13 protein-coding genes are annotated in these 15388 nt (G+C 68.5%); all 13 read left to right on the forward strand.

What is annotated here, in order from left to right; all coding sequences use genetic code 11:
- Nucleotides 1-500: 500 nt before the first annotated feature.
- Nucleotides 501-935, forward strand: a complete 435-nt coding sequence (locus V5F74_RS23160; protein ID WP_024281020.1) for a response regulator transcription factor — start codon at nt 501-503, stop codon at nt 933-935.
- 6 nt (nt 936-941) lie between these two features.
- Nucleotides 942-1379, forward strand: coding sequence for an ArsC/Spx/MgsR family protein (locus tag V5F74_RS23165; protein WP_394010121.1), 438 nt, complete (start codon nt 942-944; stop codon nt 1377-1379).
- A 2-nt stretch (nt 1380-1381) separates the two neighbouring features.
- Complete coding sequence (locus V5F74_RS23170; RefSeq protein ID WP_394010122.1) at nt 1382-3043, forward strand: SagB/ThcOx family dehydrogenase; 1662 nt, start codon at nt 1382-1384, stop codon at nt 3041-3043.
- A 32-nt stretch (nt 3044-3075) separates the two neighbouring features.
- The gene (locus V5F74_RS23175; RefSeq protein WP_394010123.1) at nt 3076-3873 is read left to right on the forward strand and encodes an ankyrin repeat domain-containing protein; all 798 of its coding nucleotides are present in this window, start codon (nt 3076-3078) and stop codon (nt 3871-3873) included.
- Between the two features lie 91 nt (nt 3874-3964).
- Nucleotides 3965-4807 (forward strand): ModD protein, encoded by an 843-nt coding sequence (gene modD, locus V5F74_RS23180; RefSeq protein WP_394010124.1) that lies wholly within the window; start codon nt 3965-3967, stop codon nt 4805-4807.
- Between the two features lie 381 nt (nt 4808-5188).
- Nucleotides 5189-6436 carry a homocitrate synthase gene (gene nifV, locus V5F74_RS23185; protein ID WP_029555896.1) on the forward strand — a complete coding sequence of 416 codons (1248 nt, stop codon included), beginning with the start codon at nt 5189-5191 and terminating at the stop codon, nt 6434-6436.
- A 3-nt stretch (nt 6437-6439) separates the two neighbouring features.
- Nucleotides 6440-7219, forward strand: coding sequence for a serine O-acetyltransferase (gene cysE, locus V5F74_RS23190; RefSeq protein WP_029555895.1), 780 nt, complete (start codon nt 6440-6442; stop codon nt 7217-7219).
- A 69-nt stretch (nt 7220-7288) separates the two neighbouring features.
- A complete protein-coding gene (gene nifW, locus V5F74_RS23195; RefSeq protein ID WP_168457300.1) occupies nt 7289-7630 on the forward strand; it encodes a nitrogenase stabilizing/protective protein NifW in 342 nt (113 codons plus the stop codon).
- A gap of 764 nt (nt 7631-8394) precedes the next feature.
- Nucleotides 8395-9360 carry a malate dehydrogenase gene (gene mdh, locus V5F74_RS23200; protein WP_374250490.1) on the forward strand — a complete coding sequence of 322 codons (966 nt, stop codon included), beginning with the start codon at nt 8395-8397 and terminating at the stop codon, nt 9358-9360.
- A 252-nt stretch (nt 9361-9612) separates the two neighbouring features.
- Complete coding sequence (gene sucC, locus V5F74_RS23205; RefSeq protein ID WP_250168736.1) at nt 9613-10815, forward strand: ADP-forming succinate--CoA ligase subunit beta; 1203 nt, start codon at nt 9613-9615, stop codon at nt 10813-10815.
- On the forward strand, nt 10815-11699 hold the full coding sequence (sucD, locus tag V5F74_RS23210; protein WP_024281008.1) for a succinate--CoA ligase subunit alpha: 885 nt from the start codon (nt 10815-10817) through the stop codon (nt 11697-11699). Before sucC ends, sucD begins: the two co-directional genes overlap by 1 nt.
- 365 nt (nt 11700-12064) lie before the next feature.
- The gene (locus V5F74_RS23215) at nt 12065-15019 is read left to right on the forward strand and encodes a 2-oxoglutarate dehydrogenase E1 component (protein ID WP_029555891.1); all 2955 of its coding nucleotides are present in this window, start codon (nt 12065-12067) and stop codon (nt 15017-15019) included.
- 38 nt (nt 15020-15057) lie between these two features.
- Nucleotides 15058-15384, forward strand: a complete 327-nt coding sequence (locus tag V5F74_RS23220; protein ID WP_024281006.1) for a YciI family protein — start codon at nt 15058-15060, stop codon at nt 15382-15384.
- Nucleotides 15385-15388 lie beyond the last annotated feature (4 nt).

Here is a 15388-nt window from a genome sequence, read left to right on the forward strand (position 1 = left end):
CCTACTTTGGAAGACCACCGCGCGAATTGGCGCGAGGCCGTTTCTCTCGTCAGCAATATCGATCGGAAACGCCCCGCGGGTTACGGGAAGGAGCGCATCGCTGGCGGCGGCCTAGGCGTGCACTCAGCCCTCACTCGCTGTTGCGCCATGGCAGGAGCAACCAGCGTGCCACTCGCCCCGACACCCCGCAGGCCTTTGATCTCAATCAAATTCCGGGGGCGTGAGGGGGCCTTCCTTGGCCTTTCGGATGGTGTGTCGAACCCGACAGGTACGGGTCGTGTGTCGGGATTGGGACATATGCCGTGCGCTCGACGCGCCGTCGCCGGAGCAATCCCGTCCAGGACTGTGGTTGCGGGCGAGGAACGGAACTTGCTTGACGGTCCATCAACCCGCTCGCGCGCGGACGGCCGTGGTCCCGAACCCGGCCCGCCGCAGCAGGCGGGCGGTGCCGACGACGGGGATCGGCGCGCGATAAACGCAAGTCATGAGCGAGGCGACAGATGCAGATCGGCGTTGAGACGTCCAAGGCGGTGGACCAGCGGCGTGTCTTCGTGGTGGACGAGGACGAGATCACCCGCGCGGCGCTCCAGTTCATGCTGCACGACGAGATCGAGACCCACGAGCTCGCCACCCCCGAGGAGGCCTATGAGAAGGGGCAGGGCTGGCTGATGCCGCACGTGGTCCTGCTCGGCGTCGGCCTGCTCAAGGCGCGTGGCGATGCGCTGATCGGCGAGATGAAGACGAAGTTTCCCGGCGTGCGCATCCTCATCGTCACCGACAAGTCGGAAGAGGCGGTGGCGGTGAGCGGGCTGAAGGCCGGCGCCCATGGCGCGGTGGTGAAGCCGCTGACGCTGGAGGGCGTGCGCAAGAAGGTGGATACGGTGCTTGGCCGCGACGGCGGCGCGCAGCTCGTGCAGCTCTCCGTGATGAAGTAGGGCGCCGTGGCCCACGTCACCTTCTGGGAGAAGCCGGGCTGCGGCACCAATGCCCGGCAGAAGCTCGCCCTCGCCAATGCCGGCCACACGCTGGATGTCCGCAGCCTCCTGACCGAGCCGTGGACGGCCGAGCGCCTGAAGAGCTTCTTCGGCGCGACGCCGGTCGCCACCTGGTTCAATCCGGCGGCGCCGAAGGTGAAGTCGGGTGAGGTCAAGCCCGAGGCGGTGGAGGCCGAGGCGGCCATCGCGCTGATGCTGGCGGAGCCATTGCTCATCCGCCGCCCGTTGGTGGAGGTGGAGGGCGCCCGCTGCGCCGGCTTCGACCGTGAGCCCGTCACCTCCCTGCTGGGGTCGGCCATGCCGGGGGCGAGGCCTCTGGAGGGCTGCTCCCATCCCGGCGAGGCCCATCCCTGTCCCGACCCCGGCGAACGGAAGGCGTCCTGAACATGAACGCGCTGCTGCCCCCCGCGCGTCCCTTCGAGGCGGCGCTGGCCTACCACGCCCGCACCAAGCACAGCCTGAAGGGCTACGCCGCCGGCCCCGAGACGCTGGACTGGGACATGCAGCCCAATCCGTTCCGGGAGTATGAGGGCGCACCGCGCACCGCTCTGCCGCTGGCGGCGGAAGGGCTCGGCGTTTCCTTTTCGGAAATGGTGTCGGGCGGCGTCGCGCCCGCGCCGCTGGACCTTGCCTCCGTCGCCTTGCTGCTCGAACTCTCCTTCGGCCTTGCCGCCTGGAAGCAGCTCGGCCCGGATCGCTGGGCGCTGCGCTGCAATCCCTCCAGCGGCAATCTGCACCCCACCGAGGCCTATGTGATCGCCGGGCGCATCGCCGGTCTCGACGATGGCGTGCATCACTATGTCAGCCGCGACCATGCGCTGGAGCATCGCTTCGCGCCGCCGGGGCCGGATGTGGTGGTGGTGGCGGGCGCCTCCGGCTTCGCCATGGAGCAGAGGTTCGGGCCGGCCGGCGGGGCGCCGTCCCTGTTCCTCGCGCTGTCGTCCATCCATTGGCGCGAGGCGTGGAAATATGGCGAGCGCGCCTTCCGCTATTGCCAGCTGGATCTCGGCCACGCGCTGGCCGCCGTGCGTTACGCCGCCGCGTGCCTCGGCTGGACGGCGCATCTGGTGGAGGCCTCCAGCGCCGACATCGCGCGCCGCATCGGCCTCGACCGGGCGGCGGACTTCGCCGGGGCCGAGCGGGAAGACCCCGACATCCTGATCGCGCTGGCTCCGGCCGGCGGCGATCTGTCGGCTTTACCGCCGCTGCCGGTGGGTGGGCGGTGGATGGGGCGCGCCAATGTGCTGGACCGGCATCCGCTCTATCGCTGGCCGGTGATCGATCAGGTGAGCCTTGCCACCCATCTCGTCGGCGCGAAGGCGGGGAAGGCGGTGGCGGCTCCCGCCCTTCCGCCCCGCGAGGCGACCGGCGAGGCGCGGGCGGCGTCGGTCATCCTCGGCCGGCGGAGCGCGCAGCGCTTCACGGCCAAGGGCAGCATGATGCCCCGCGACGTGTTCCTCGGCCTCATGGATGCGCTGCTGCCGCGCGCGGCGGTGCCGTTCGATGCCGCCCCCTTCGAGCCCCGCGTCCACCCGCTTCTGTTCGTCCACCGGGTGGAGGGGCTCGCCTCCGGCCTCTATGCCCTGCCGCGCCGGGACGGCGTGCTCGCCGCTCTCAAGGCCGCGCTGCGCTCCGACTTCACATGGGAAAAGCCGGAAGGCGTGCCGGCGCACCTGCCGCTCTATCGGCTGGTGGAAACCGACTGCCGGGGCATCGCCCGCACCGTGAGCTGCCATCAGGCCATCGCCAGCGACAGCTCGTTCGCCCTTGCCATGCTGGCAGAGTTCGAGCCGCTGGTGACGGCGGAGGCGTGGCGCTACCGTCAGCTCCATTGGGAGGCGGGCATGGTCGGCCAGTCGCTCTATCTGGAGGCGGAGGCGGCGGGCTTCCGCGGCACCGGCATCGGCTGCTTCTTCGACGACGATTTGCACCAGCTGCTGGGGCTCGAAGGCGCAGCTTTCCAGTCCATCTACCACTTCACCGTCGGGCGCGCCGCCGTCGACGACCGCATCACCACCGAGCCGGCCTATCCCGGCCGGGGCGCCTGAGCGGGATCGGCGCCGGATTTGGGGAGACCATCATGAAACATCGCACGCCCTTCCGCCGCATCGGCGTCGCGGAGGCGGTGGCCATCGTGGGCACGGGCAAGGCCCTGCTGCTCGATGTGCGCGACGCCAATTCCTACGCCGCCGGCCATGTGGCGGGCGCGCGGAACATGGCGTTCGGCAATCTCGGCGACATCATCGGCACCACGCCGAAGGCGCAGCCGGTGGTGATCTATTGCTATCACGGCAACGCCAGCCAGGAGTATGCGCAGGCCTTGTCGGATTTTGGCTTCTGCGACGTGACGAGCGTGGACGGCGGCTATGAGGCCTGGTTCAGCCACGTGCAGTCGCAACAGTCCGCCGCCGTGCTCGACCCCGCGCTCTCGGCCTGGATCGCCAGCCGTGGCTTTCCCCCGGATGGGCTGAACGCCACCGCCGAGAACGGCATGACGCCGCTGATGAAGGCCTGCGCCGAAGGCCTCCCCGACACCGCCGCCGCCCTCATCGCCGCCGGCGCGGCCCTCGACATCCGCAATGCGGACGGCAACACGGCGCTGTGGATCGCCTGCGTGGGCGATCATCTCCACATCATCGATGCGCTGGTGGACGCGGGCATCGCCCTCGACAGCGCCAACGACAATGGCGCCACGGCGCTGATGTATGCCGCCTCCGCCGGCAAGGCCGGCGTGGTGGAGAGGCTGCTCGCCCGTGGTGCCGATCCGACCCCCGAGACGCTGGATGGCTTCTCCGCGCTGGACCTCGCCTCCACCATCGAATGCCTCACGCTGCTGCGGCGCGCGACCAAAGAGGCCCGGGCCGCGGCCCCGGTCTGACGTCCAAGTGTCGCGTCGCGCTTTGTCTCGTGGACCCTGCGGTCTGCCCACGCTAATCCTGCTGTATCGGGACTGAGCGAGGACGCGGCGCATGACCTACCGTTGGTGGACACAAGCGACGGTGGATGCCCTCCTCGCCGAGGATGCGCCCTATGGCGACCTCACGACCGAAAGCCTCGGCCTCGCCGGGCGCGACGCGCGCCTCTCCATGGCCGTGCGCGGCGACACCACGCTGTGCGGGGTGGAACTCGCGCGCGAGCTTTTCCTCACGGCCGGCGCCAGGGCCGACCTGCTGGCGGCGAGCGGCGCGCGGGTGCCGCAGGGCGACACCTTCCTTCTCGCCGAGGGCGCGGCCGGCCCCATCTTCCGGGCGTGGAAGGTGGCGCAGACGCTGGTGGAATATCTCTCCGGCATCGCCACCCTCACCGCCGACATCGTGGCCGCAGCCCAGGCGGTGTCGCCCGAGGTGGCGGTGGTGACCACGCGCAAGACCCTGCCCGGCGCCAAGGCGCAGATGATCGCCGCCATCCGCGCCGGCGGCGCCTTCCCGCACCGGCTCGGCCTGTCCGAGACGCTGCTGCTGTTTCCCGAGCACGCCGCCTTCCTCGCCGATCCCGCCGAGGGCATCGCGCGGCTGCGCCGGCAGGCGCCGGAGAAGAAGGTGGTGGTGGAGGTGAAGACGCTGGAGGAGGCCGAGGCCGTGCTGCCCGCGCGGCCGGACGTGCTCCAGTGCGAGAAGATGACGCCGGACGACATCCGGCAGGTGGTCGCCCTCACCGCGGAACATTCTCCCGGCACGAAGGTGGCGGCGGCCGGCGGCGTCAATCTCTCCAACGCCGCCGCCTATGCTGCGGCTGGCGCCCATGTGCTGGTGACGTCGGCGCCCTATTGGGCGAAGCCCGCCGACGTGAAGGTGGTGATCGGCCCGGCCTGATCGGCGCCAGCCACCGGCTCTCGCACCGGATGATCTACCCTCACCCGTGAATTCGTCCGGCCCCGGCAAGAAATGACCGGACGGGACCGGGCGACTACGTAATTATACGTATGTTCGATACCGACAACACGGTGTGTCGCACGTGTCTCGTCTGTCGTGATCCTGTCGAACCTCGGACAAGCTTGCCGGCTGTCGGCTTTGCGACAGCTGGGCGCTCCCTGATTTCCATCGATTCCAGAATGGCTTGCGGCAATGGCACGCGGTTTGCGTGATCCTTGTCAGGCGCTGCTGGCGAATGGTGGGCGGCTTCGATGCTCCGGCTCACCACAGGCGCGGTTCAGGGCCAAGGGACTTAGGGTCACGGGACTTGAGGAAGACACCATGCTCGCGAAGTCTCCATCGGTGACATCTGGGCGCTCCGGCCGGTCCTCGGCGGAGGCTGGCGGTTCGGCGGCAGGGGCTGCGGCCGCCCGCACGGTCTTCCTCAACGACACCACGCTCCGCGATGGCGAGCAGGCGCCGGGCGTCGCCTTCACCCGCAAGGAGAAGATCGAGATCGCCGAGGCGCTCGCCGCCGCCGGCGTGCCCGAGATCGAGGCCGGCACGCCCGCCATGGGCGACGAGGAGATCGAGACGCTGCGCTCCATCGTCTCGCTCAAGCTGCCGCTGCGGGTCGCAGCTTGGTGCCGCATGAGCGAGGAAGACCTGTTCGCGGCGGTCTCCGCCGGGGTCAGCTACGTCAATCTCTCCATTCCCACTTCCGACCGCCAGCTCAAGGGCAAATTGAACCGCGATCGCGACTGGGCGCTCGCGGCCCTGAAGCATGTGGCGACGCTGGCCACCAAGCTCGGCTTCACGGTGGCCATCGGCTGCGAGGACGCCTCCCGCGCCGATCCCGATTTCCTGTGCCGGGTGGCCGAGGTGGCGCGGGAGGCGGGCGCCTTCCGCCTGCGCCTCGCCGATACGCTTGGTGTGCTCGATCCCTTCTCCACCTATGCGCTGGTGCGGCGCGTCGCCAATGCCACGGACCTTGAGATCGAGTTCCACGCCCACGACGATCTGGGCCTCGCCACCGCCAACACCCTCGCAGCTGTGACCGGCGGCGCCCGCCATGCCAGCGTGACCGTGGTCGGTCTCGGCGAGCGGGCCGGCAATGCGGCGCTGGAGGAAGTGGCCATCGCCCTGCGCCAGACCGCCCGCGCCGAAAGCGGCATCGACCCGCGCGCCCTGCGCCCGCTGGCGGAGAAGGTGATGGCCGCCGCCGGCCGCGCCATGCCGCGCACCAAGGCCATCGTGGGCGAGGACGTGTTCACCCACGAGAGCGGCATCCATGTTGCGGGCCTGCTGAAGGATCGCGGCACCTACGAGGCGCTGAACCCGGAACTGCTCGGCCGCTCCCACCGCGTGGTGCTGGGCAAGCATTCCGGCCTTGCCGCCATCTCCAAGGCCCTCGCCGACGAGGGGCTGGCGGTGGACGAGGCGCGGGGTCGCGCCATCCTCGCCCGGGTGCGCGACTTCTCGGTGCGCACCAAGGAGACGGTGACGCCCCAGGTGCTGCGTCGCCTCTACGAGGACAGCTTCACCGAAGAAGCGCTGAAGCGCCGCCACGCCGCCGTGATGGGAGCCTGATCCATGATCATGGGAAGCCCCAAGTGGCACGGTACCGAGGTGCCCCTCGCCACGGCGACCGCGCTGGATGCGCCGGCTGCGTCCTTCACGGTGTGGCAGCTGATCCGCGAGGACGTGAACTGCGTGAAGGCGCGGGACCCGGCGGCCCGGCACACGTTCGAGATCGTGCTCACCTATCCCGGCGTCCACGCCATCATCTGGCATCGGCTCGCCAGCCGGCTGTGGCGGCGGGGGGTGAAGTTCCCGGCCCGCTTCCTCTCCTGGCTGGGCCGTTTCCTGACCAATGTAGACATCCACCCCGGCGCCACCATTGGCCGGCGCTTCTTCATCGATCACGGCGCGTGCGTGGTGATCGGCGAGACCGCCGAGATCGGCGATGATGTCACCCTGTACCATGGCGTGACCCTGGGCGGCACGTCCTGGACGGCGGGCAAGCGCCATCCCACCCTGCGCAACGGCGTGCTGGTGGGCGCGGGCGCCAAGATCCTCGGGCCGATCACGGTGGGGGCCGGCTGCCGGGTCGGCGCCAATTCGGTGGTGATCGAGGATGTCCCGCCGGCCATGACGGTGGTGGGTATTCCCGGCCGGGTGGTGAAGCCCACCTCGGACCGCCGCAAGCTCGGCGACGGCCGCATCGACCTTGAGCACCATCTCATGCCGGACCCGGTGGGCGAGGCCATCGTCTCCCTGCTGGACCGGATCGAGTTCCTCGAGGCCCGCCTCACCCACCTGCAGGGCGAGCGCCAGCGCGGCCGGCCGGCGAGCGCGGACGAGGCGGCCTGACATCCCGGACTTGGGTTGGCCGGACTTGGGTTGACCAGACTTGGGCTGATCGACAGGAGAAAGAGCGACATGTCCATCATCGACAAGCTGAAGTCTCTCGGAAGCGCCGAGGAGTTCTTCGAGGTGCTGCAGGTGGAATACCAGCCGGAAGTGCTGCAGGTGCTGCGCCTCCATATCCTGCGGCGCATGGGCCAGTACCTCGTCTCCGCCGAGTTCGACGGCATGAGCGAGGAGGAGATCTATTCCGCCGCCCAGACCATGCTGGGGCAGGCCTATGCCGACTTCATCAAGTCCAACCCCATGGCGGAACGGGTGTTCAAGGTGCTGAAGGAGCACGATCCGAACCGCCCGGCGGCCCCCGCCGCCAAGCCCGCCTTCGTCCAGCTCGGCTCGCTCAAGACCGGAAGCTGAGACCGTCTCGCCCCGCCCCTCCGCGCAGCCGCGCGGATGAAGGCGGGGCCACCCTTCCGCCGGAGTGCCCCGAAGTGCTCCGGCCGGCTGCCCTCTCCCTGCTTTTTGTTCGTTGATGTTGACGTTGTTTTATTTTTTCATCCGGCTGGTCGCTCGGCCGTGTGCGGGGAGAGGGCAGATTTCCTTGAGAACCGGCGCCGATGCGCGCCGATGGCCACTGCGCGGATGATCCCGGCCGCGTGCCAAGACCCCCGGGCCGGTCCCCGCGGTGGGCTGGCCCCGGTCCGGGCGCGCGTCCGGACCCGGCGCATGGGTGGCGCCAGAACCGCCCAGATCCCTTACGCAAGGCCAGAAGCCGTGTGATCCTGCCCCATTCGGGCGGACCATGCCGGCCCCCGCGCGCCTTCCCCTCTGGCTTTCCGGGCTTTTCCAGATCGCACGGCGCTGCGCCGGTCCCTTGCCGCCTCGCCCTGCCGCCGGGCGGGCACGAGCGTCATGCCGCCCGAGCGGGCGCACACGTCGCCTTTTCAGGCGTGGCCGGTGGTAGGCCGCTGCACCGCTCTGCGGGATGGTTTTCCGCATGGTGCAAATCAGCAGAAAATCGGCGCAAAACGACCCGTTTTTGCGGCAAAATCCCGCTCGATGCCACTATTTGTGCAGTGCGGCCGGCTTGAACCCCCGGACGGATGGGAGTAGTCAAGCGCCGCGTTCCTGCGGCGGCTCGTCTCATGTGCCGGCTCCGCAGCGGTTACCGGGGATTTGGGATGGCCCGCAACAAGATCGCCCTCATCGGGGCCGGCCAGATCGGCGGTACGCTCGCCCTTCTGGCTGGACTGAAGGAACTGGGCGACATCGTGCTGTTCGACGTCGCCGACGGCGTTCCCGACGGCAAGGCCCTGGACCTCGCCCAGCTCGCCCCCGTGGAGGGGTTCGACGCGGGCATCTGGGGCGCCTCCAGCTATGATGCCATCGCCGGTGCCGACGTGGTGATCGTCACCGCCGGCGTGCCGCGCAAGCCGGGCATGAGCCGCGACGACCTCCTCGCCATCAACCTCAAGGTGATGGAGCAGGTGGGCGCGGGCCTGCGCAAATATGCGCCTGACGCTTTCGTCATCTGCATCACCAATCCGCTCGATGCCATGGTCTGGGCGCTCCAGCGCACCAGCGGCCTGCCGCCGGAGAAGGTGGTGGGCATGGCCGGCGTGCTGGATTCCGCCCGCTTCCGCTTCTTCCTCTCCGAGGAGTTCGGCGTCTCGGTGGAGGATGTGACCGCCTTCGTCATGGGCGGGCACGGCGATACCATGGTGCCGCTGGTGCGCTATTCTGCCGTGGGCGGCATCCCGGTGCCGGACCTCATCCGCATGGGCTGGACCAGCGAGGAGCGCATCGCCGCCATCGTCCAGCGCGTGCGGGACGGCGGGGCGGAGATCGTCAACCTGCTCAAGACCGGCTCGGCCTTCTACGCGCCGGCCGCCGCCGCCATCGCCATGGCGGAGAGCTACCTGAAGGACAAGAAGCGCCTGCTCCCGGTCGCCGCACGGCTCGATGGGGAATACGGGCTCAGGGACATCTATCTCGGCGTGCCGGCCGTCATCGGCGCGCGGGGGGTGGAGCGTATCGTGGAGGTCGAGCTCGACCGGTCCGAGCGCGCCATGTTCGAAAGATCGGTCGCCGCAGTCGAAGGACTGGTGGAGGCCTGCCTGAAGATCGCACCCGGCCTCGGGAAGTGATCTCGCTCATGACGGCGTGCCGCAAGGCGCGCCGTTTTCGTGCCGGGGTACAACCGGCGTGGTGAAGGAGACGAGTGTTCCCCTCCTCGGGGGAGACCGCATCCTCGCTCCAGTCCTTCGGGCCGGGGCGGTGGCGCGGGTCCCCCTTCTGCGGTGGAGGCGGTCTTGACCGGGCGGTCCCGCAATTGCGCGGGACCCGGGACGGACCGGGGCGGGGAAAGGGACACATCGCAACCCTGAGGGACACGGAAGATGAATATTCACGAGTATCAGGCCAAGGCGCTGCTGAAGAGCTTCGGCGCCCCGGTCTCGCGCGGCATTCCCGTGCTGAAGGTCGAGGAGGCGGAAGCCGCCGCCAAGGAGCTGGGTGGCCCGCTCTGGGTGGTGAAGTCGCAGATTCACGCCGGCGGCCGTGGCAAGGGCAAGTTCAAGGAGCCCGAGGCCGGCGAGAAGGGCGGCGTGCGCCTCGCCAAGTCCGTGGATGAGGTGAAGGAGTTCGTCGGCCAGATGCTCGGCCGCACCCTCGTCACCATCCAGACCGGCCCGGCCGGCAAGCAGGTGAACCGCCTCTACATCGAGGAAGGCTCGGACATCGAGAAGGAGTTCTACATCTCCCTGCTCGTGGACCGCGTCACCTCGCGCGTGGCCTTCGTGGTCTCCACCGAAGGCGGCATGGACATCGAGGAAGTCGCCCACTCCACCCCTGAGAAGATCGTGACCTTCTCGGTGGACCCGGTGACCGGCGTGCAGGGCTTCCACGGCCGCAAGATCGCCAAGGCCCTCGGCCTGTCCGGCGAGCTCGCCAAGCAGGCCGGCAAGCTGGCCGAGGTGCTCTACACCGCCTTCGTCGAGACCGACATGGCGATGCTGGAGATCAACCCGCTCATCGTCACCAAGGACGGCAACCTGCGCGTGCTCGACGCCAAGGTGTCCTTCGATTCCAACTCCCTGTTCCGCCATCCCAAGCTCGTCGAGCTGCGCGACCTGACGGAAGAGGACGAGAAGGAGATCGAGGCGTCCAAGTACGACCTCGCCTACATCGCCCTCGACGGCACCATCGGCTGCATGGTCAACGGCGCGGGCCTCGCCATGGCGACCCTCGACATCATCCAGCTCTACGGCGAGAGCCCGGCGAACTTCCTCGACGTGGGCGGCGGCGCCAACGAGGAGAAGGTGACGGCGGCGTTCAAGATCATCACCGCCGACCCGAACGTGAAGGGCATCCTCGTCAACATCTTCGGCGGCATCATGAAGTGCGACGTGATCGCCAACGGCGTGATCGCGGCGGTGAAGGCGGTCGGCCTCCAGGTGCCCCTCGTGGTGCGCCTCGAAGGCACCAATGTGGAAGAAGGCAAGCAGATCATCCGTGAGAGCGGGCTCAATGTGATCCCCGCCGATGATCTCGATGATGCGGCGCAGAAGATCGTCGCGGCCGTGAAGAAGGAAGCTGCGTGATGTCCGTGCTGATCGACGCCAACACCAAGGTCATCACCCAGGGCTTCACCGGCAAGAACGGCACCTTCCACGCCCAGCAGGCCATCGCCTACGGGACGAAGATGGTCGGCGGCACCTCGCCGGGCAAGGGTGGCACCACCCACCTCAACCTGCCGGTGTTCGACACCGTGATCGAGGCCAAGGAAGCCACCGGCGCCGACGCCTCGGTGATCTATGTGCCGCCTCCGGGCGCCGCCGACGCCATCCTCGAGGCGATCGACGCGGAGATCCCGCTCATCGTCTGCATCACCGAGGGCATCCCGGTGCTCGACATGGTGAAGGTGAAGCGCGCCCTGTCCGGCTCCAAGTCGCGCCTCATCGGCCCCAACTGCCCCGGCATCGTCACCGCCGGCCAGTCGAAGATCGGCATCATGCCGGCCAACATCTTCAAGACCGGCTCGGTGGGCATCGTCTCGCGCTCCGGCACGCTGACCTACGAAGCCGTGTTCCAGACCACCCAGGAAGGCCTCGGCCAGACCTCGGCGGTGGGCATCGGCGGTGATCCTGTGAAGGGCACGGAATTCATCGACGTGCTGGAGATGTTCCTCGCCGACCCCAAGACCGAGTCGATCGTCATGATCGGCGAGATCGGCGGTTCGGCCGAGGAAGATGCGGCGCAGTTCATCGCCGATGAGGCGAAGAAGGGCCGCAAGAAGCCGATGGTGGGCTTCATCGCCGGCCGCACGGCCCCTCCCGGCCGTCGCATGGGCCATGCCGGTGCCATCATCTCCGGCGGCAAGGGCGGCGCCGAGGACAAGATCGCGGCCATGGAGGCGGCGGGCATCCGCGTGTCGCCCTCGCCGGCGCGCCTCGGCAAGACCCTCGTCGAGGTGCTGAAGGGCTGAGGGCCGTCCCCCGGCCCGGCCGGGGGATCGCCAACAGGATTGACCGGGGGGCGGGGACCTGGGCGAAAGCCTTGGAATTCCGCTCCCGCAAGGGCATCCGCCGCGCAATCGCCATGAAGTTCGGCGACTGGCGAGCGCGGTTCGGACGGGGCGAGGCGCCGGCCTTTCGGCCGGTGGCCGCCCTGCCCATATGAAGGTTGTCGAGCACTGCTGTCGAAGGCCGCCACGAGCCTCGCAGGGGTGACGGGGCGTCCGGCAAGGGCCGGGCGCCGGATTTGTGGCAGACGAGCGGCCTTGGGGCTTCATTTTCCGCGCGAAATGCGCTCAAGGAGAGTGAGGCGCCACGGTCTTCCGGGAACAAGCCCATGTCGCGCGCGGAACAGAACGACGTATTCCTGAACACCTCCTTCCTCTATGGCGCCAATGCCGCCTGGATCGAGGATCTCTACGCCCGCTATGAGACCGATCCCAATTCGGTCAGCGCTGAGTGGCAGGCCTTCTTCGCGGCGTTGAAGGACGATCCCAACCAGGTGATAGAGAACGCCCGCGGCGCCTCCTGGAAGAAGCCCAACTGGCCGGTGCACGCCAATGGCGAGCTGGTCTCGGCCATGGACGGCCAGTGGATCGAGGTGGAGAAGGCCATCGCCGACAAGGTGAAGGCCAAGGCGCAGAAGTCCGGCGTCGAGTTCTCCGCCACCGAGGTGCAGCAGGCCACCCGCGATTCCGTCAAGGCGCTGATGATGATCCGCGCCTACCGCATGCGCGGCCACCTGCACGCCAATCTCGACCCGCTCGGCCTGACACCGCCGCGCGAGGCGCCGGAGCTGGATCCGGCCTCCTACGGCTTCTACGAGGCCGACCTCGACCGCAAGATCTTCATCGACCACGTGCTGGGCCTCGAATTCGCGACCGTCCGCCAGATGGTCGCCATCCTGCGCCGCACCTATTGCGCCTCCATCGGCGTCGAGTTCATGCACATCTCTTCCCCGGAGGAGAAGGCCTGGATCCAGGAGCGCATTGAGGGGCCGGACAAGGAAGTCACCTTCACCCGCGAGGGCAAGCGCGCCATCCTCAACAAGCTGGTGGAGGCCGAGGGCTTCGAGAAGTTCCTCGATGTGAAGTTCACCGGCACCAAGCGCTTCGGCCTCGACGGCGGCGAGAGCCTGATCCCGGCGCTGGAGCAGATCATCAAGCGCGGCGGCAATCTGGGCGTGAAGGACATCGTGTTCGGCATGGCCCACCGCGGCCGTCTGAACGTGCTGACCCAGGTGATGGGCAAGCCGCACCGCGCCCTGTTCCACGAGTTCAAGGGTGGCTCCTGGGCCCCCGACGACGTGGAAGGCTCGGGCGACGTGAAGTATCACCTCGGCGCCTCGTCCGACCGCGAGTTCGACAACAACAAGGTCCACCTGTCGCTGACCGCCAACCCGTCGCACCTCGAGATCGTCGATCCGGTGGTGCTGGGCAAGGCCCGCGCCAAGCAGGACCAGCTGGGCGACACCGAGCGGACCAAGGTGCTGCCGCTGCTGCTGCACGGCGATGCCGCCTTCGCCGGCCAGGGCGTGGTGGCCGAGTGCCTCGGCCTCTCCGGCCTGAAGGGTCACCGCACGGGCGGTTCGATCCACTTCATCATCAACAACCAGATCGGCTTCACCACCAATCCGCGTTATTCGCGCTCCTCGCCCTATCCGTCGGATGTGGCGAAGATGATCGAGGCGCCGATCTTCCACTGCAACGGCGACGATCCGGAATCCGTGGTGTTCTGCGCCAAGGTGGCCACCGAGTTCCGCCAGCGCTTCCACAAGCCGGTGGTGGTGGACATGTTCTGCTACCGCCGCTTCGGCCACAACGAGGGTGACGAGCCCGCGTTCACCCAGCCGAAGATGTACAAGGTGATCCGCCAGCACGCGAGCGTGCTTGAGCTGTACACCAAGAAGCTGGAAGCCGAGGGCGTGGTGACTGCCGGTGAGGTGGACACCATGCGCAATGCGTGGCGCGACCGCCTCGAGGCCGAGCACGAGGCCGGCCAGGCCTACAAGCCCAACAAGGCCGACTGGCTCGACGGTCGCTGGGCCGGCTTCAAGCCCACCCACGAGGATGACGATCCGCGCCGCGGCAACACCGGCCTGCCGGAAGACGAGCTGAAGGCCATCGGCGCGAAGATCACCACCGTGCCGGAGGGCTTCCAGGTCCACCGCACCATCCAGCGCTTCCTCGACAACCGCAAGAAGGCGATCGAGGACGGCAAGGGCATCGACTGGGCGACCGGCGAGGCGCTCGCCTTCTCCTCCCTTCTGCTGGAAGGCCACCCGGTCCGCCTGTCGGGCCAGGACGTGGAGCGCGGGACCTTCTCCCAGCGCCACTCGGTGCTGCTCGACCAGGAGACCGAGGCCCGCTACAAGCCGTTCAACCACCTCTCCGAGACCCAGGCCAAGTACGAGGTCATCAATTCGATGCTCTCGGAAGAGGCGGTGCTCGGCTTCGAGTACGGCTACACGCTGTCCGAGCCCAACACCTTGGTGCTCTGGGAGGCGCAGTTCGGCGACTTCGCCAACGGCGCGCAGGTGGTGTTCGACCAGTTCATCTCCTCGGGCGAGCGCAAGTGGCTGCGCATGTCCGGCCTCGTCTGCCTGCTGCCGCACGGCTATGAGGGCCAGGGTCCGGAGCACTCCTCCGCCCGCCTCGAGCGCTATCTGCAGCTGTGCGCCGAGGACAACATGCAGGTGGCCAACGTCACCACCCCGGCCAACTACTTCCACATCCTGCGCCGGCAGATGAAGCGGGAATTCCGCAAGCCGCTCATCCTGATGACGCCCAAGTCGCTGCTGCGCCACAAGCGGGCGGTGTCCAACCTGTCGGACATGGTGACCGGCACCACCTTCCACCGCGTGCTGTGGGACGACGCCCAGTCGCACCCGGACGAGAACACCATCAAGCTCCAGCCGGACGACAAGATCCGCCGCGTCGTGCTGTCCTCGGGCAAGGTCTATTACGACCTGCTGGAGGAGCGCGAGAAGCGGGGCGTGGACGACGTCTACCTGCTGCGCGTGGAGCAGCTCTATCCGTTCCCGCTCAAGACGCTGGTGCAGGAGCTCGGCCGCTTCAAGAATGCCGAGGTCGTGTGGTGCCAGGAGGAGCCGAAGAACCAGGGGTCCTGGGCCTTCGTGCAGCCCTATCTGGAGTGGGTGCTGGAGCAGGCGGGCGGTGCCGCGCGGCGTCCGCGCTATGCCGGCCGTCCGGCGTCGGCCGCCACGGCCACCGGCCTCATGTCCAAGCACATGGCGCAGCTCAAGGCCTTCCTTGAGGAAGCCCTGGGCTGATCCGACACCCGAAGAACCGCCCCGAAAGAGGACGCGCCGTGCCGCACTTCCTGCTCCGCCTCTCCCCGCCGCGCCCGAGCTTTCCCTCGGACGCGAGCGCGGCCGAGATGGACGCCATGGGCGCGCACTTCGCCTTCTGGCAGGCCGAGGCGGAGGCCGGCACGGCCCTCGCCGTCGGTCCGGTGGCGGACCCGGCGGGCATCTGGGGGATGGCCGTCATCGAAGTACCCGACGAGGCCGCCGCGACCGGCCTCTCGCTTCGGGATCCCGTCATCAAGGCGGACCTGGGCTTCACCTATGCGGTGATGCCCATTCTGTCGCTCATCGAGCGCCGGGCGCCACGCCCGGCCCAAGCCGAAGTCTGAGGGA

The organism is Xanthobacter aminoxidans, assembly GCF_043193615.1.
Classification (GTDB): Bacteria; Pseudomonadota; Alphaproteobacteria; order Rhizobiales; family Xanthobacteraceae; genus Xanthobacter; species Xanthobacter aminoxidans.